The 16,226-nt window shown below is 49.6% G+C and carries 17 protein-coding genes; 6 read left to right on the plus strand and 11 right to left on the minus strand.

Going from position 1 to position 16,226, the window contains the following annotated elements:
- Window positions 1-12 precede the first annotated feature (12 nt).
- Window positions 13-1,098, minus strand: coding sequence for a hypothetical protein (locus CHB92_RS13250; protein ID WP_089319701.1), 1,086 nt, complete (start codon window positions 1,096-1,098; stop codon window positions 13-15).
- Window positions 1,099-1,658: 560 nt separating this feature from the next.
- On the opposite strand from CHB92_RS13250, the gene CHB92_RS13255 reads away from it, so the two are divergent.
- Both CHB92_RS13255 and CHB92_RS13260 read left to right on the plus strand, forming a co-directional pair.
- A complete protein-coding gene (locus CHB92_RS13255; protein ID WP_089319702.1) occupies window positions 1,659-2,447 on the plus strand; it encodes an alpha/beta fold hydrolase in 789 nt (262 codons plus the stop codon).
- 14 nt (window positions 2,448-2,461) lie between these two features.
- Complete coding sequence (locus CHB92_RS13260) at window positions 2,462-2,953, plus strand: hypothetical protein (RefSeq protein WP_089319703.1); 492 nt, start codon at window positions 2,462-2,464, stop codon at window positions 2,951-2,953.
- Between the two features lie 52 nt (window positions 2,954-3,005).
- Here the strand turns inward: CHB92_RS13260 and CHB92_RS13265 are convergent, their stop codons facing one another.
- The 10 genes from CHB92_RS13265 to CHB92_RS13310 all read right to left on the minus strand — a co-directional run bounded on the left by CHB92_RS13265 (window position 3,006) and on the right by CHB92_RS13310 (window position 10,723).
- The gene (locus CHB92_RS13265) at window positions 3,006-3,839 is read right to left on the minus strand and encodes an alpha/beta fold hydrolase (RefSeq protein WP_089319704.1); all 834 of its coding nucleotides are present in this window, start codon (window positions 3,837-3,839) and stop codon (window positions 3,006-3,008) included.
- A gap of 197 nt (window positions 3,840-4,036) precedes the next feature.
- Window positions 4,037-5,347: an MFS transporter gene (locus tag CHB92_RS13270; protein WP_089319705.1), complete on the minus strand. Its 1,311-nt coding sequence runs from the start codon at window positions 5,345-5,347 to the stop codon at window positions 4,037-4,039.
- Window positions 5,348-5,569: 222 nt separating this feature from the next.
- Complete coding sequence (locus CHB92_RS13275; protein WP_089319706.1) at window positions 5,570-5,851, minus strand: hypothetical protein; 282 nt, start codon at window positions 5,849-5,851, stop codon at window positions 5,570-5,572.
- A gap of 20 nt (window positions 5,852-5,871) precedes the next feature.
- Window positions 5,872-6,420: a hypothetical protein gene (locus CHB92_RS13280; RefSeq protein ID WP_089319707.1), complete on the minus strand. Its 549-nt coding sequence runs from the start codon at window positions 6,418-6,420 to the stop codon at window positions 5,872-5,874.
- Between the two features lie 97 nt (window positions 6,421-6,517).
- Complete coding sequence (locus CHB92_RS13285) at window positions 6,518-6,982, minus strand: hypothetical protein (RefSeq protein WP_089319708.1); 465 nt, start codon at window positions 6,980-6,982, stop codon at window positions 6,518-6,520.
- A 345-nt stretch (window positions 6,983-7,327) separates the two neighbouring features.
- Complete coding sequence (locus tag CHB92_RS13290; RefSeq protein WP_089319709.1) at window positions 7,328-7,786, minus strand: GNAT family N-acetyltransferase; 459 nt, start codon at window positions 7,784-7,786, stop codon at window positions 7,328-7,330.
- A 292-nt stretch (window positions 7,787-8,078) separates the two neighbouring features.
- On the minus strand, window positions 8,079-8,606 hold the full coding sequence (locus CHB92_RS13295; RefSeq protein ID WP_089319710.1) for a GNAT family N-acetyltransferase: 528 nt from the start codon (window positions 8,604-8,606) through the stop codon (window positions 8,079-8,081).
- A 78-nt stretch (window positions 8,607-8,684) separates the two neighbouring features.
- Window positions 8,685-9,167 carry a hypothetical protein gene (locus tag CHB92_RS13300; protein WP_089319711.1) on the minus strand — a complete coding sequence of 161 codons (483 nt, stop codon included), beginning with the start codon at window positions 9,165-9,167 and terminating at the stop codon, window positions 8,685-8,687.
- 270 nt (window positions 9,168-9,437) lie between these two features.
- Entirely contained in the window at window positions 9,438-9,911 is a 474-nt protein-coding gene (locus CHB92_RS13305) for a hypothetical protein (RefSeq protein ID WP_089319712.1), read from the minus strand.
- A gap of 356 nt (window positions 9,912-10,267) precedes the next feature.
- Window positions 10,268-10,723 carry a YbhB/YbcL family Raf kinase inhibitor-like protein gene (locus CHB92_RS13310; RefSeq protein WP_089319713.1) on the minus strand — a complete coding sequence of 152 codons (456 nt, stop codon included), beginning with the start codon at window positions 10,721-10,723 and terminating at the stop codon, window positions 10,268-10,270.
- Window positions 10,724-10,895: 172 nt separating this feature from the next.
- On the opposite strand from CHB92_RS13310, the gene CHB92_RS13315 reads away from it, so the two are divergent.
- The 4 genes from CHB92_RS13315 to CHB92_RS13330 all read left to right on the plus strand — a co-directional run bounded on the left by CHB92_RS13315 (window position 10,896) and on the right by CHB92_RS13330 (window position 16,214).
- Window positions 10,896-11,375, plus strand: a complete 480-nt coding sequence (locus CHB92_RS13315) for a YybH family protein (RefSeq protein WP_089319732.1) — start codon at window positions 10,896-10,898, stop codon at window positions 11,373-11,375.
- Between the two features lie 174 nt (window positions 11,376-11,549).
- Complete coding sequence (locus tag CHB92_RS13320) at window positions 11,550-13,673, plus strand: copper-translocating P-type ATPase (protein ID WP_089319714.1); 2,124 nt, start codon at window positions 11,550-11,552, stop codon at window positions 13,671-13,673.
- A 156-nt stretch (window positions 13,674-13,829) separates the two neighbouring features.
- Complete coding sequence (locus CHB92_RS13325) at window positions 13,830-14,915, plus strand: porin (protein WP_089319715.1); 1,086 nt, start codon at window positions 13,830-13,832, stop codon at window positions 14,913-14,915.
- Between the two features lie 294 nt (window positions 14,916-15,209).
- Complete coding sequence (locus CHB92_RS13330; protein ID WP_089319716.1) at window positions 15,210-16,214, plus strand: L-threonylcarbamoyladenylate synthase; 1,005 nt, start codon at window positions 15,210-15,212, stop codon at window positions 16,212-16,214.
- Window positions 16,215-16,226 lie beyond the last annotated feature (12 nt).

Genomic DNA, 16,226 nt, shown 5'->3' on the forward strand with positions numbered 1-16,226 from the left:
TGAGAAAGGATATTAATTGCCGATTTTTACCTTGGTGTTTATTTTTACGGCACCACCAACCTGCACCGGGCGGTTAGAGCCGCCATTGGGAATGATCTTGGCAGGCTTGCCGGCAGCACTGTTTACAGCGCCCTTTACAGAAGTGGCAGCACCGGCTCCCGCAGCGTTCACAGCGCCAGCGGCACGGGCGGCGCCGGCTGCTCGCGAAGCACCTCCTCTGCGCACGATGGACTTCACTTTTGTCGCAGCCTCCACGCTTCCGCCTGTTTCTACTGAGGCCGGTTTTTCCTGGCCCTTGGTAGTGGCCACTTCTTTCACTTTCTTTCCTTGCTCCTGGCCCTGCGTTTGCGTGTCTTGTGCCACTTGTGCTACAGCAGTCCCCTGTGTTTCCGCGCTGCGGGCCTGCCCGCTAAGCTCAGCCTCGGTCCGCTGTTTTGCCTGTAGGGCAAGCTCGTTGCCGTGCTCTACGGTGGTGTTAGCGCTGGCCGCTACCGATGCCGCTGCTCGCTGGCTAGCGGCCTGTCCGTTTTCTGCAGCGCTTTTGCCTGCTGCCTGTACAGTGGCCTCTGCTTTTTGTGCTAGCCCGACCGTTGCCTGGCTGCCCTTGTCAAGTGCCTGTTCGCTTTTTGTGGCCAGGTCAACTGCTGTTGTTTGTGCTACTGCGGCCACTGCCTGGCCATGGTTTTCAGCTTTTTTGCCTTCCACTGTGGCTGTTGCCTTTAGTTGCTGTGCCACTTCAGCCGCTGTTTGGCCATGTGTTTCTTTAGGTGCAGTGCTTTCTTCTTTGTCCTGCACAGGGGCAGTTTCTTCCCGCTCTTCCTGCTTCGGTGCCTTGGCCTTTGACTTCTCCGCCTTTACTGTCGCTTTTCCGTTTGCACGGCCTTGCGCTTCGGTCGTATGGTCTGTCGGGTTTGTTTCTGACCTGTAGGATGCAGCAGTGGATGCTGAAGAAGAAGCTTTCACAGAGGATTTATCGTTGTGTTCTGCAGAAGCTTCCGTAGATGTCTTTGCTTTGCCATTTACAGCACCTGAGTTTGACTGCGCAAACGCAGTAGTGACTGTTAAAAATGCGGCGGCTAAGAAGGTTAGTTTTTTCATGTCTCTTTGGGCTTATGAATTAGTTTATGTCCCAAAACTATATAGTCAAGATGAAGAGAAAATGAAGAAAGGCTTTTCTTGAAAAAAAATTACAGCACATGCCCGGTGTTGTTTTGCCCTGGGGATTGGCTCTACGCCAAACAAAGCTCCGGTCATACGCTTCTTCTTCTGCTTGCTCTGTTCTGTAAAGATAGGTATCCGGCATTTACAGGCACTACTTTTTCTTTTACCGATGTAGCACAGTTGGTTGCCCTGCGCTTGTTGCACCGGTGCAACTTGGTACAGGAATGCGGGAGCTGCGCTCTCCCTTCATGAAACGCAGCTTGTGTCTTTCATTCTAAGTATTTATACATAGCTTTGGCACGAAGCATATTTTTCTAAACGAGAAGGGGAACTTCTGCTAAGTTTTGCCTGCTTGCGTAAGTTCCTGGTATAGGCAGGCTTCCTCTTATATAAAGCGCCGGTGTGCTTAAAAGCAGCAGGGAGTGTCCGGAAGAATACTGTCACATCAGATCCCTGGCAGTTGCAAAGCGCAACGCTGAAACATAACGCAAACCTGTATGAATGCAGCCAAGAAGAACAACGTAAAGGTTGTCGGAAAAGGACAAAAGCCGATGCTATTCGCCCATGGTTATGGTTGCGACCAGAACATGTGGCGTTATATTACCCCAGCCTTTGAAGCGGACTACAAGATCATTCTTTTTGATCACATAGGATTTGGCGGCTCTGACACTACGACCTATACCAAAGCGCACTATACCTCATTGCAAGCATATGCGGCAGACGTGTTAGACATATGCCGGGAACTAGAGCTACAGGACCTTGTTTTTGTGGGGCACTCGGTAAGTGCTATGATAGGCGTACTGGCAGCGAACATGGAGCCGGAGTGGTTTTCAAAATTGATCCTGATCAGTCCTTCCCCAAGCTTTATTAACGATGGTGACTATATAGGTGGTTTTTCCAGAGAGGACATAGAAGGTTTGCTTGGTTCCTTAGACAGTGATTACCTGGGCTGGTCCAACACCATAGCTCCGGTGATCATGGGCAACCCGGCGAGGCCTGAGTTAAGCCAGGAACTCGCTGGCAGCTTTTGCAGGAGCAATGAAGCAATCGCAAAGGACTTTGCCCATGTCACCTTTCTTTCCGATAACCGCAAGGATTTATCGCAGGTGAAAACCGAGACCTTGATTTTGCAGTGTATGGATGATGCAATTGCGCCTTTATCCGTAGGAGAATTTACGCATCAGAACATAGCCGGGAGCAGACTAGTGGTTTTAGAGGCAACAGGCCATTGCCCCAATCTGAGCGCCCCTGAAGAGACCGTTGCGGCCATGAAAAGCTTTTTATAAAGCCGCTGTAGGTATTGGGTGGAGGACGTGCTCCTGATAGCTCCCAAAAGGAAGGAGCCATCATGTATGAAAAAGAGGAACGAGAAGACTTGATTGATTACAAAGAACTTAAAAAGGCAGACGGATACCCCTTCTTTGAAGCGAGCAGAAGGCCCGATAACTCGTTCATAGCTGTTAACTGGATAGGCACGCAATCATTGGAGACAGTTGTGATGGGAGGCAACCATATTCTTGCCATGCTGCGGGAGAAGCCTTGCCAGGGGCTTCTTAACAGCAACAGGGAACTGATAGGGCCTTGGGATGCTGCCGTTAGCTGGTTAAGCTATAAATGGGTACCACAGGCCAAAGAACTGGGCCTTCGCTACTATGCGCATGTGCTCTCGCCGGGTATTTATGGGCAACGGTCCTTCGCGATGTTCCAGGAAAGCTTAAAAAGCCATTTTAGCATGAGGCCGTTCAACGACGAGAAAAGGGCAGAAGAGTGGCTTCAGATGAAACTTGTTTAGTATTTCTTACAAGAGGAGTCCGATCCTTCTGCATACTGTACGATGCTGTACACTATAAGCTGTAGTGAGCAGCCAGGAGATGGAAGAAAGCCTGTTCGTTGTGTAGCCAGGAAAAGTGGCTGCTTTTGTCTATAACATGAAAGGCACCTGTCGGATACCTCTCCCGGACGTATTGCATGCTATCGCCATAAATATCATCGTCGCCGTAAACAGCCGTGATCTTAAAGTTCGGGACTGCTTGCTGTTGGAGGACAGGGTGTAGGAGCAGGGCCAGGTTGGTGCGGTTAATCGGTTTGGCATATAAGTGCTCTAACAGCAGGGGCACCTGGTCTGTGACGGCATAACCCTTGTTGCAGTTTAAAGCGAACTGCCTGTAAAACCCCTGGTATCCCTCATAGCTCCCCAGCAGCCCTAAGGAAGCGTTCTTGACCAATGCCAGCCACTCCTGCAGGCTGCTTTTTCTTTTGTTGAACTTGACAACTTCCAGTACCGTCTCTGCCCACTGCCAGCCTGTACCAGAGGCCGGGCTGGAGAGGAACATGCTCAGCAGTTTTTCCGGGTGGTAGGCGGCGTACAGCTGGGCGTAGAGACCACCCCAGGAGTGTCCGAATAAATGAAACCGAGGCAAGTTGAAGTGCGTGGCAACAGCGTTTACATCAGATACATAACGCTCCATGGAGAAACTGCCGGAGGGGCAGGGAGAATTTAAAGTGCCGCGCTGGTGAAAATAGACCACCTGGAATTCTTGTGAGAGGAACTCGGCCACCGGTTCCAGCTTTTCCGGTACCCCGGGGCCGCCGTGGAGCAGGATCACGCTTTCTTTTCCGCTGTTCGGACATACCGTCGTGTACAAACGGGTGTCTTCGTTTTTAACTAAAATCGCCATGGTAGCTTTTACGGGAGTCTGGCCTCGCTGGGGTTGGGTATAATGCTTTATAACTGTAGGCCCCTTTAGACTCACTTATAATACCTGCGCAAGCACTTCCTGACGACGGGGATAAAAAAGAGCGGAGCCACCTGTTTTGCAGGGGCACCGCTCTTGATAGTTGACAGGACCCGGGACGAAGCCCCTGTTGTCTGGTGCTAGGCGACTACCTTCTCCGTTGCGAGGGCCTTGTCGTCTGCCTTTTGCTTTACGGAGCGGTCGATCAGAAGCATCATGACGATGGTTACGATGGAAGACAGCACGACGAGATAACCTAACAGGTCATAGTGCTCTAAGGTGCCTTCGCTTGTCTGCACCACAATAAGACCTGCAAAAGCAGAGGCCAGCCCGCCGGATATCTGCTGCACCGACGATTGTATACTCATGTAAGCACCACGATCGGAAGACTCCGGAATGGCTGTCATAAGGGCAGAAGCGGAGATCATCCGGGCGGTGATGCCCACAAACATGATCACGTTTACCAGTAGCACGAGCCAGAGGGGGGAGATGCCCATGTTGCAGTGGATCACAACCACCACCATCGTTAGGATAGAGCCCCAAAAGAAAACCTTATACTTTCCTAAACGGTCACTCAGCTTGCCTATCAAGGGGCCAAAGACCATGGCACTGATACCCGTGGCCATGTACAGCATGGGCAAGGTTTCCAGGTCTATGCCCAGGTTGTACACTGTAAAGGCGCTCGCAAAGGGCATCAGCATAAAGCCACCCGTGGCCAGCAGGGTAATAGCCGCGAAGCCTTTCAGGTAATGGGGGTTAGATACAATGCCCGCTAGGTGCCTGAACGCATTTCTATCGGACTGCAGCTGTAAGTGCGCTTTTATAGGCTTCATGTAGCGTGCGATGGCCAACCCGACGATAACACTTACCCCAACTATCAGCAGGAAAGGGGAGTGCCAGCCCCAGGTATTGGCCAGGTACAGGCTAATCGGTATTCCCAATACCTGGCTGGTAGCGAAGGCCATTTGCACAAAACCCATCACACGCCCTCTCATTTGCAGGGGGAAGAGGTCGGTGATGATGGCGAAGGAGATGGAGCCGATCACCCCGCCAAACAAGCCGGTGATCACCCTGGCTGCTAGCAGGAAATGGTAGTCTGGGGCGAGGCCACAGAACAGGGTGCCTAAAATGAAGCCCGCGTAAAAAAAGAGCAGGAGCTTTTTACGGTCAAACTTATCGGCAAATCCTGCGGCAAGTAAACCGGATGCGCCTGCACTAAAGGCGTAGGCCGACACCACCCACCCAAACTGTTGGGTGCTGATCTCTAATTCCTGGATCAGTTGTGCCCCTAGTGGTGACAGCACCATGAAGTCGAGGATGATGGTGAATTGCAGAATAGCCAATATGGCCACAATAAATACTTGGTACTTTGTAAAAGGCGCTTGCCCTGCGGATAGAGTATGATTTGGTTCTGCCGCTTGGCGGGCAGCGTTCTTGTTCGTTTTTTTCATAGTGCTTCTGTAGCTACAACTGCTTTTGCGGCCTTAAAGATTCCTGACAGAGAGCTATCTTGTATCATTGTTTCGCTTAGCGGGAGACCCGGTGCAAAGACCAGCGGACACTCCAACTTCACCTTCGTGCTCAAGGAGGCAAAAAAATGCGCTTTAAAGTTAGCAATCTGCCTTTACTTCCTGTGCATTCAGCGAGAGGGGCTTTACCTGCTTTTACCTGTTTTAGAAAAGGATAATAAGTACCCAACCGGCAATCATAATAACCGAACCCACCAGCTTTTTACGGATAGCTTGTTCTGCAAAGAAGCGCCGGCCAAGCAGGACGCTTACAATGGTAGAAAGCTGAAAAAGCGAGCGGGCATACCCAACTGGCATATGCGCAAAGGTATAGTTGGTCGTAAACTGCATAGTGCCGATACAAATGACTTGAAACACGTAGCGGCCAAGGTCTGCAGCGCTAACCCTGCTTACTTCTTTCTTCAGGTTTAAGCGGTAAAACAGCATCAGCAGAAAAGAGCGAATTCTTACACCGTAATTTCGATCAGGCCGAATACAACCTGATCCCCATATTTGGCCTGGGCCTCTGCTTTGTTCAAAAACTTAACTTTCTTTATTTGCGCAGCCTTGATGCTGCTTAGCTGGCGCTGCCTGGCCGAGTAGGAGGGAAGGAGCTGTTCATTTACTGCAATGGGTAGTTTATACTGAGTCCCGATTTGCTGTACCTGCGCATGTACCTGCCTGTAAATGTAATTCTCTACCTCAAGGTCGGTGGTGGACTTGACCATCACGCACTGCCCATCGCTGAACCCCAGCTCCGCTAACTTCTCCTTGCTCGCTGCCCGCTCGAAATGTGCCAGCTGTTGGCTCGACACAACCTCTTTATAGGATGAGATAACGCCGTCCACCACATGAATGCAGTCCTTGTCGTACATATCCACTTTCAGCACTTCACCTGGCCGCCCTTTACTGTCTAAAGTAGGTACTTCTAAAAGCCTTCCGTTTATCGTTTGAGAATAGCCTGTAGCAACAGCAAACAAGGCGGTCAGGAAAGAGAAAAAGAGCTTGGTTTTCATAGTTTATAATTTAGTGTGTATGATTCAGTCGCATGTTAGTAGAGGCTCACGCAGTCAAGCAAAAAGGTCTTGCCCTAGGAGCAGCACCAGTGCTTAGCTACTTCTTTATGAACTCGTTCGTCTGGATAGCTTTACTCGCCACTACCTCGCCAGACTCATCCTGGTACACAGGCACCGTGTTTTGCACCCAGGTCATTTTAGAAGCAGAGATAGCCATGATCTCATGCGGATTGCTTGTATTGCCATTAAACCTGAATTGGATGTAGCCTTTCTCTTTTTCCTCAAACACCTGGTAGTCGCCTGATAATATTTCTGAAAGCTGCCCTGAGCTACTAGGGACCAACATCTTTGCGGTTTGTCCATCAAACTTGAAAACCCAACCCTCACCCTCCACTTCCTGATGAACTACCTTTCCATTCGCATCATAGTAGTTTGTAGTGATGCTCAGGCTGGTCCATTCGCCTTTGATAACTTCATCTGCTGTATCTGGGGTTGCCGTCTCCTTTTCGCAGGCAGTGATGAACAACAAAATAAGGCAGGAAAGTAGGGAATGCTTTTTCATGATTTTTTTCTGTGACTGCTTAGTTAAGTACGAATGGGCTGGGCTTAGAGGAAGCGCTGCCTGGGTAAAGGTTCTAAGAGTAAGATAGGAAATACCAGCGCTGTTTCAGCGCTTTCTTTAAACTTCTGTTGCTTTTTGGGTACTTCTCAACAACAGAAAATGCTTAGCCTCTAGATTGCCCCTGGGCCCGATACACTCCTTTTCGGTGATGGTTGCTTCCAAGGAAGGATGCGGCCCTGAACCTGCTATAACAAGCGGACAAAAAGAGCAGTTGTCTGTATTCTTGTGCACAAGAAAGCTTGTCGCGTCTTTGTAACAGTTCTTGCCAGACGGCGTGAGCGTGTTTTAAACGTGCAACTCAAGATTCAGAATAGGATATGGTTTTCTCAAGCCGTCTAGTTCTGTACGTCCAACCACCTTAAAGCCAAAATACTTGTAAAAGCCTATGGCTTGTTCATTTTGCTCGTTTACATCTACCTTGCAGCTTCCTAAGGTGTCTATTGCATATTGTAACAGTGCTCTTCCAACCCCTTTCCCCCTGCAATCAGGATGTATGAAAAGCATTTCTATCTTGTTTTCAGAGGTGCCTAAAAACCCTATTATTCTGTTATGTTCATCCCTAAAGCAGAATAACTCCACCGCATATAAGTACTCATTTCTGATCAAGGGCCTGTAGAACAGAATATCTTCTTCCTTTAGGATATGGTGCGTTGCCCGGACAGAGGCTTCCCAAACTGCTGTTATTTCATCAAAATCGGTGGCAGAAGCCCGCCCAAGGTTACTTTCTTCTTTTAGTGTTTTCATTTCATGAAGCCTGTCTGCTAAATCTAACTTGGGAATAGGAATGCCATGGAACAGCTGCTAACCATTCGCTTTGCGGTGGCGCTACTACAGTAAAGTTGTCTTTACCGTCGGTCACGCATGCTTTTCAACTACTAAGAAAATCCTGCTCTTATTTATAGTTTTATCTTGTGCCTAACGGTCAAGTATAAGAGCAGTAGCGGATTTCAAAGCGATTACCTGTCCGCCACCACAAAAGTTTATTAAATGCACAGACTTTATATACCACTTTACCCGCTATTGCTCTTATACAATGTTACCTGCTGGCTTTTTTATTCATTTTTAATTTCATCATAATATCAGTCTGTTCGTCTTTTCCCAACTTGAAAATATGCTTGTCGAATGCTACAAATCCATTTTTTTCATAAAATCGGATTGCTCTTGGATTTTGCTCCCAAACGCCCAACCAAACATATTCTACGTTTTTTTCTTTCGCCAATTCAATCGCTTTGTCATAAAGAATTTGTCCGACTTTTTTTCCGTGAAATTCTTTCAGCACGTAAATCCGTTCGATTTCGCATGCGTTTTCATCCTTTATTTCAGTTTGTGATTGCCCGAAATTCACTTTTAAATATCCAATCACTTTGTCGTCATGTTCAGCGAAATAGAATTCAGAGTTTTTGTCCGTAAGTTCTGTTTTTAGTTTTTCGGTCGAAAATCCTTCTTCCAAATATTCACGCATATCTTCTTCGCTGTTTTCAGAAGAGAATGTTTCGGCAAAAGTCAGTTTTCCGATTTCTTTTAGTTCTTCAATGTCTTGAATATTTACTTTTCTAATTTCCATTTATTGTTCGTGTCGTTTTTAGCTTGCAGTCAACGTTACTCGTGTAGCAGAATGGCGAAGTGTCAGCAAGCCGTACTGCTATACTTTGTTGTGGTGTGTTATTCTTCTTTTAACTAAAGCGCCTGCTGCTAATACCGCAGATGAACTTAACCAAAGCCAGTAACCTGCTTTATAGTTTACGATCTTATTGTAATGACCTGCTTCATTGTCAATAACTTTATCAAACATTAAAAATGATAACATCAATGCAAGAGAAAGCATAGTGAATACAAGTGAAGTAGTTTTACTTTCCTTATAAGTCAGCCAGGCGATGAGCAAAGCTGGATTTGCCAACCAACTGAAGGTTGCGCCAATTGTATAGTCAACTTCACCAATCGTATTGATGTTAAGATACTTGTCCGTTAAGGCTCCAATTTCAAATAGCACTCCAAGCCCGCCCACAAGGAAAACTGCTAAAGAGTCACCACATTGATTGGTACAATATGACTCCTGAGTCAGAGAAATTATAAACAGTGCGAATGAAGTATAAAAGATATAGCTATCTACTTTTTTGTTGTTCATTATCCTTTTACTTCATCTCTTTTAATGCACCACAACGGTACTGGGCTATAGGTTGGCGTAGCTAACCTATAGGTGTGGTTATGCAATGTTGTATTTTAATGGCTTTAATCGGCTACTTATTGGCTCATTATGAAATGTGCTAACCATAAAATAAGAAAAACGGCAATAAAGACTTTAAGCATTAGTTTCCAACTAATCTTATCCCAAGGCATCAAAGGCATAAGCTCCTTTTTTTAATCAAGTACTATACTTTTCTTTCTTCATGAGAAGTTACGCATGGTGACCTAAAGTTATACCTGCTCTTCCTTCAAACATTTCTTTTACCGCTACTTCCAGTTTTGGCAAGTCGTTCTCGTTTGTTCTGAACTTGATTTCGTGAACTGTTTTGCCTTTGTAGAGAATCATCCTGTCATAGCTGACCTGGTAGAGCATATCAGCCTGCCACCAGATTTCTCTTTGGGTTTTATACTTATCTTCTCTGATGATTTCCACCTTGTCCAAACGCTTTAAGTCATGCACTTCTTTGAAGAAGAATGGTCTTAGGAAGTAGAACTTAGCTACACCGTTTTCCAAATGTACCACGCAATCATAGTAGCTAACCCAAACATGCAGTATAAGCCCTGACAGGATTCCTAAGCCAACCGCCAAAAGAGTATTTTCTATAACATACCCAAGCAGCAGAAACAGAACTACTACTTTGAGAATCAGAGAATATGTATTAGCTGGTATACCTGTTTTTACCATTCTATAATTTTAATACTGCATAACTACTGGCTAATAGGAGTACCTACTCCTACTATCTGCACTATGTACGGTAGTGGTCTCTTCTGCTCTTGCTCCGTTTTGAGGCTTAAACGGCTGTCTTTGCTTATTCCCCCCTCATTATATCTTGCTTATTCAATATAAGAAATGTTCTGTAAATACCAGCTTCTTTTACTTTATTTCAGGCACGTCAGACCATAATTTGGGAGAGGATAGAAGCCTGCAGGCTGAGTGCCTGACGCAGTGGAAAAGCAAGAGCCCGGAGGGCGCTGATTTCTGGTAGCGCCCTCCGGGCTCTTTTTAATAGAGACTACTTGTTTACGTAGGGCCGGCTGATCTTAGTCTTTTTGATAGGTGCCCATCAGTTCCCCGTAGCCGATCGTTTTTTCCTGCAGCAGTACCTCCAGGGCTTCTTTTGTGCTGTTGGGGGCCAGGTTTACCTTAGAGTCCAGTACATACACTTTAAAAAAGTACCGGTGCTTTTCGCCAGCAGGAGGGCAGGGGCCCATGTAGTTGTTCTTGCCAAAGTCGTTTGGTCCCGTTACCCCGTCCGGCTTTGTGTTCTCTTCGATATTAGGGTGTGGGGCCAGGTCCCACACCATCCAGTGGGTAAAGGTACCGTTCGGAGCATCCGGGTCCTCTAAAATGATCACCATGCTTTCCCCCTGCTCCGGGATGTTATCAATGCGCAGTGGCGGATTAATGTTGTCGCCGTCGCAGGTATAGGGTTTGGGAATGGGGGCGTTTTTTACGAAAGCAAAACTTAATACCTCTAGTGTTGTTGTTTGTGCCATAGCTTGTCTTTTTACTTTTTATTTTTGAAACGGCATAAGAAGTAAAATGTTGATACCTAATGGTTTGAGCAGGGTGTGCCCCTTAAGCGGCGGTGCGAAAGGCGGCACCTGTAACGCAGCTCCCCCTTGGGCTATGGTTAGCGGTAACGGGCTTGCGTATGCTAACTTAGCTATGAGTTACAGCAGTACAGACAGCCCGGAGCGTATCCCGCAAGTGTTCATCGAAGCCTGGAACAACCGGGACCCTGAGAAGCTGGCTTCGCTCTTTGACGAGGATGCCGAGTTTATTAATGTCACTGGCCTCTGGTGGCATAACCGCGATGCCATACAGAAAGCGCATGCCTATGGCCTGCGCACCATCTTCAGTAACTCCACCCTGCGCTTGTTACGCACCAAAGTGAAGTACCTCTCAGAAACAGTAGCTGTGGTGCAGGCCCGGATGAAACTGACAGGGCAAACACCAGTAGGAGATGTTAGCAGTCCGGGGCAGCGGAGGAATATCTTCACCTTCGTCGTACATAAAGCAGGGGAGACGTGGAGCTGTGCCTCCGCCCAGAACACCGATATCGTACCGAATATGGAGACCCACGTGCGCGACGAGAAGGGCCAGCTGCGGCCAGCGGACTACAGGAAACCGGAGGACACAGCCTAAGTCTCATACTTTGCCCGATGCTCTCTTTTAGCCACTCCAGCAGGAATTTTCCTGGCTGGCGATGCTGCGGACTTGCTGTTCAAAACGCCACTGACTAACATCATTTTTAAGTTGTGCGTTGTTTTTTAAGTTGCCCTTTCAAATTTCTTCGGATACAGATTTAAGGCATTGAGCATGAACCACGAACACCATCATCACCATTCCACCCAGGAGAAGGCCGGACACAAGGCCGACCGGGTAGAGGACAGCCTAGAGGAGAAAACGCTGCACGGGCACAATCAGGCCATGCCGCAGCACAAGCCGCATCCCCCCCAGCAGGGGCAAGGCCACGGTGGGCACGGAGGCCATGGGCACGACCACCACCGGATGATGATTGAAGACTTTAAGAAGCGCTTCTGGGTGTCGCTGGTGCTATCGGTACCTGTTATCCTACTAAGCCCAATGATCCAGCACATCCTGGGCTATAGCTTACAGGTTCCCTACAGCATGTACATTGCCTTCGCTTTATCGAGTATCATCTACTTCTACGGCGGCTGGCCTTTTCTGAAAGGATTAGTCGATGAGGTAAGGAAAGGCGCGCCGGGTATGATGACACTCATTGGCGTAGCCATTACGGTGGCTTATGTCTATAGCACTGCTGTTGCTTTTGGCCTGGAGGGCATGGACTTTTTCTGGGAGTTGGCCACCCTGATCGTGGTGATGCTGCTGGGGCACTGGATAGAGATGCGCTCGGTTTTAGGTGCTTCCAAGGCTCTGGAACTGCTGGTGAGCATGATGCCAGCCGAGGCACAGGTAATCCGGAACGGGCAGACGGTCACGGTGAAAGTGGAGGAACTGCAGCCGGAAGACCTTATCCTGGTAAAGCCAGGAGAGAAAGTGCCTGCCGACGGGGTGGTAAAGCAGGGCGAGAGCTACCTGAACGAGAGCATGCTGACCGGGGAGAGCAAACCGGTACAGAAGCAGCAGGGAGACCGGGTGATCGGAGGTTCCATCAACGGAAACGGAGCCCTACAGGTACAGGTGGTCAGCACGGGGAAGGACAGCTACCTGAACAAGGTGATCAACCTGGTGCAGGAGGCACAGAAAACCAAATCAGAGACACAACGGCTGGCCGATCGAGCGGCTAAATGGCTGACCTACGTAGCCCTGACGGCCGGCTTCGGGACCCTGCTGGCCTGGCTTTTGGCAGGCGCTGCCCTAGACTTCGCCCTGGAACGTATGGTCACGGTAATGGTAATTTCCTGCCCGCATGCCCTGGGCCTGGCCATCCCGCTGGTTGTGGCTATCTCCACGGCCGTGTCAGCGAAAAAAGGCCTGCTGATCCGCAACCGCACCGCCTTCGAGAACTCCCGAAAGATCACCACCATCATTTTTGACAAGACAGGCACCTTAACGCAAGGCTCCCACGAGGTGGCACAGGTAACAAGTTTTAACCAGGCGCTCGGGCAGCGGGAGCTGCTCCGTTTGGCCGCTGGCGTGGAGCAGAACTCGGAGCATTATATCTCACAGGGAATCCTGCGCAGGGCAAAAGAGGAGGGGCTTACCGTACCGGCAGCAGACAACTTCAATTACCTGCCCGGCAAGGGCCTGGAGGGCAGAGTAGAGGGGCAGGACGTAAAGGTGGTAGGCCCGAACTACATACAAGAGTACCGTGTGCAGGTGCCGGAGAGCAAAGCTGAGGAGGGTGTGGAGACGGTGGTGTATGTGCTGGTAAACGGAGAGGTGGCCGGTTACATTTCGCTGCGCGACCAAATCCGGTCCGAGTCCGAAGGGGCCATCCAGGTGCTGAAGGAGAACGGTATTAAGAACCTGCTGCTGACAGGCGACAACGAGCGCGTAGCCAGGAGCGTGAGCGATAAGCTGCGCATGGACGGCTACCTGGCCAACGTGTTACCGCACCAGAAGCAGGAAAAGATAAAGGAGCTGCAGGCGCAGGGTGAATTTGTGGCCATGACCGGTGATGGTGTAAATGACGCTCCGGCACTGGCACAGGCGCATGTGGGCATTGCCGTTGGCTCTGGTACAGACGTGGCCGCCGAGACCGCCGACATTATTCTGGTTAACAGCAACCCCCAGGACATTGCCTCGCTTATTCTTTTCGGCAAAGCCACTTACCGTAAAATGATACAGAACCTGGTTTGGGCCACAGCCTATAACATTATTGCCCTGCCGCTGGCGGCCGGCGTACTGTACCAGCAGGGGATCATGATTTCCCCGGCCATTGGGGCTGCTTTGATGAGTTTGAGTACTGTGATCGTGGCTATCAACGCGCAGTTGCTGCGCAGGCAGTTACGCTAGGCGCAAGACTTTCCGGTGCAGGCTGGGCGGATAAAACAGGGCTTTGGGGAGCGTAGGGCATGTGTTGTGTAGCGCTAGCAGGCTTCCTGCCGTAAGCTAACCGATAAGTAAGACTTGCGGCTGTAAAGCTGCCGTATTAGCAGAAAGCACCAACTTATGAAGCACCTGTACGCCCTACTTCTAACCCTATTTGTATATCCACACACAGGAAGGGCCCAGTTCCTGGACTCACTTGGTATAGAGGAAGACGAGAAACCGTTTGAACTGAGCGGAGGTGTAGACGTTTATTATGCCTATGACTTTTCGGAGCCTATCGGGCAGGAACGCTTATTTACCACGCAGGCCTTTCGCCACAACGGGTTCAACCTGAACTGGGGCTTCCTGCAGGCTACCTATGCCACAGACAAGGTGCGGGCCACCTTCGCGCTGCAGACGGGAACTTATGTGCAGGCCAACTATGCCGCCGAGCCAAATGAGCTGACGCGGCTCATCGGGCAGGCCAATGCCGGTGTCCGTTTGGCTGAGGGGGTGTGGCTGGACATGGGTATCCTGCCCTCGCACATCGGCTACGAAAACACTTTCTCCCTCAACAACGAGATATACACACGGGCCCTGATGGCGGAGAACTCCCCTTATTATGAGACAGGCGCTCAACTCACAGCGGAGTTATCAGACGTGGTCACAGTACAGTTCCTGGTGCTGAACGGTTGGCAAATTATACAGGAGACGAACGAAGCGAAGTCGCTGGGCTTTGGCATCAGCTATACTCCGACAGAGGCACTTACATTGAGCTACAACAACTACTACGGCAACGAAGCACCGGAGGGCACCGAGGCGAAGCGCCGTTTCTTCCACGACTTTTATGCTTCCTATGCGGCCTCCGAACGGTTTAACCTTGCCGGTAGCGTAGACTATGGCCGGCAGGAGCTATGGGACAGCGAGGAGCAGGGAACTTGGTATGCGGCTATGTTGCTGGCGCGCTACCGGCTGAGCGAGCGCTTTGCCCTGGCGGGGCGCGTAGAGCACTACAACGACGAGGACCAGCTGATCGTTTCTACCGGCACGGCCCTTGGCTTCCAGACCTCCAGTGCCTCCCTGAACCTCGATTACATTCCGGCCCCTAATTTCCTGTGGCGCATGGAGGCACGCGGCTATGACGCACAGGACAGGGTATTTACAGGAGAAGAGGGGCGTGACGATAAGAACCTGCTGTTGGTAACATCCTTTGCCCTGAAGTTTTAGTGCTGCTGTATGCCAAGGCAGCGTAAAGGCAGGCTGTAGGAGGTGCACCAGGAGAGTTGTGATGGTTCTAGGGCTTGTATGCCCGTAAGTTAAGTAAGGGAAAAGCGCCTTAGCAGAGGGTAGGAAGGTTAAACCAGAAGCCTAAGCAGCCTGATGGAGCAGGTGAGCTCTTGATAAGTATAAACTTTGCTTATGCACTTCATTAAAACTATAAATAAAAACTTATATCAACCGTAGTTTATATTTGCTGCTGTCAAAAGTAAAACAGGAAAAAGACACAAATCCTTAAGATTGATGGCAGCGATCGGAAAAAACATTGGAAGGGCAGGTCGGCTTTTGTACGGCGGAAAGGTAGTGGCAATTCCTACCGAAACGGTGTATGGGTTGGCCGCAAATGCATTGGACGAGTTTGCGGTTGCCGAAATATTCAGGGTAAAAAACAGGCCTTTGTACAACCCGCTTATTGTGCATCTTGCCAGCGGGAGCGAACTGGAAAAATATGTTGCCGAAGTGCCCTCGGTTGCAGAAAAGCTGATCCAAAAGTTCTGGCCAGGCCCTTTAACCTTGCTGCTTCCCAAGAAGGACAGCATACCGGATATCATCACAGCCTCACTTCCGCATGTGGCTGTTCGGGTGCCGGACCACCCCCTGACACTGGACTTGCTACGCTCGCTGGACTTTCCGTTAGCCGCGCCCAGTGCAAACCCTTACTGCTACATAAGCCCAACCCGCACGGCGCATGTACAGCAACAGATAGGAGACAAAATACCATACATATTGGATGGCGGTAACTGCCAGCAGGGCCTGGAGTCTACCATTGTAGGCTTTGAGCAGAATACGCCCACAATTTACCGCCTGGGGGCCATTGCCCAGGAGGAGATAGAAGAAGTGGTTGGCAAAGTGAAGTTACACCGGCACGCAAATGCACGGCCTGTTAGCCCGGGGATGCTTCCTTTTCATTACTCCCCCAGCACACCGCTATACCTGGTGGATAAGGTAGAGGACTTCGGGCCTGCCCCGGATCCTGCTGAAACAGGTATGATCTCCTTTTATAAGGTGGTGGATGGTGTGCCCGAGCAGCACCAGGCAATTTTATCGCCTACTGCCAACTTAAGCGAAGCAGCCAGCAACCTGTACCACGCACTGCACCGGCTGGATGCCCTGAACCTGAAACGGATCATTGCTGAGAAGTTACCGGATGTTGGCCTTGGAAAGACGATTAACGAGCGCCTGAGAAAAGCAGCCGGTAAAACAGCAGAAAGCCAATCCCTTTACGGTGCCAGGGCAGTTCTCAGGTAAAGGGCTTCCTTG

Source organism: Pontibacter ummariensis, assembly GCF_900188175.1.
GTDB classification, from domain to species: Bacteria; Bacteroidota; Bacteroidia; order Cytophagales; family Hymenobacteraceae; genus Pontibacter; species Pontibacter ummariensis.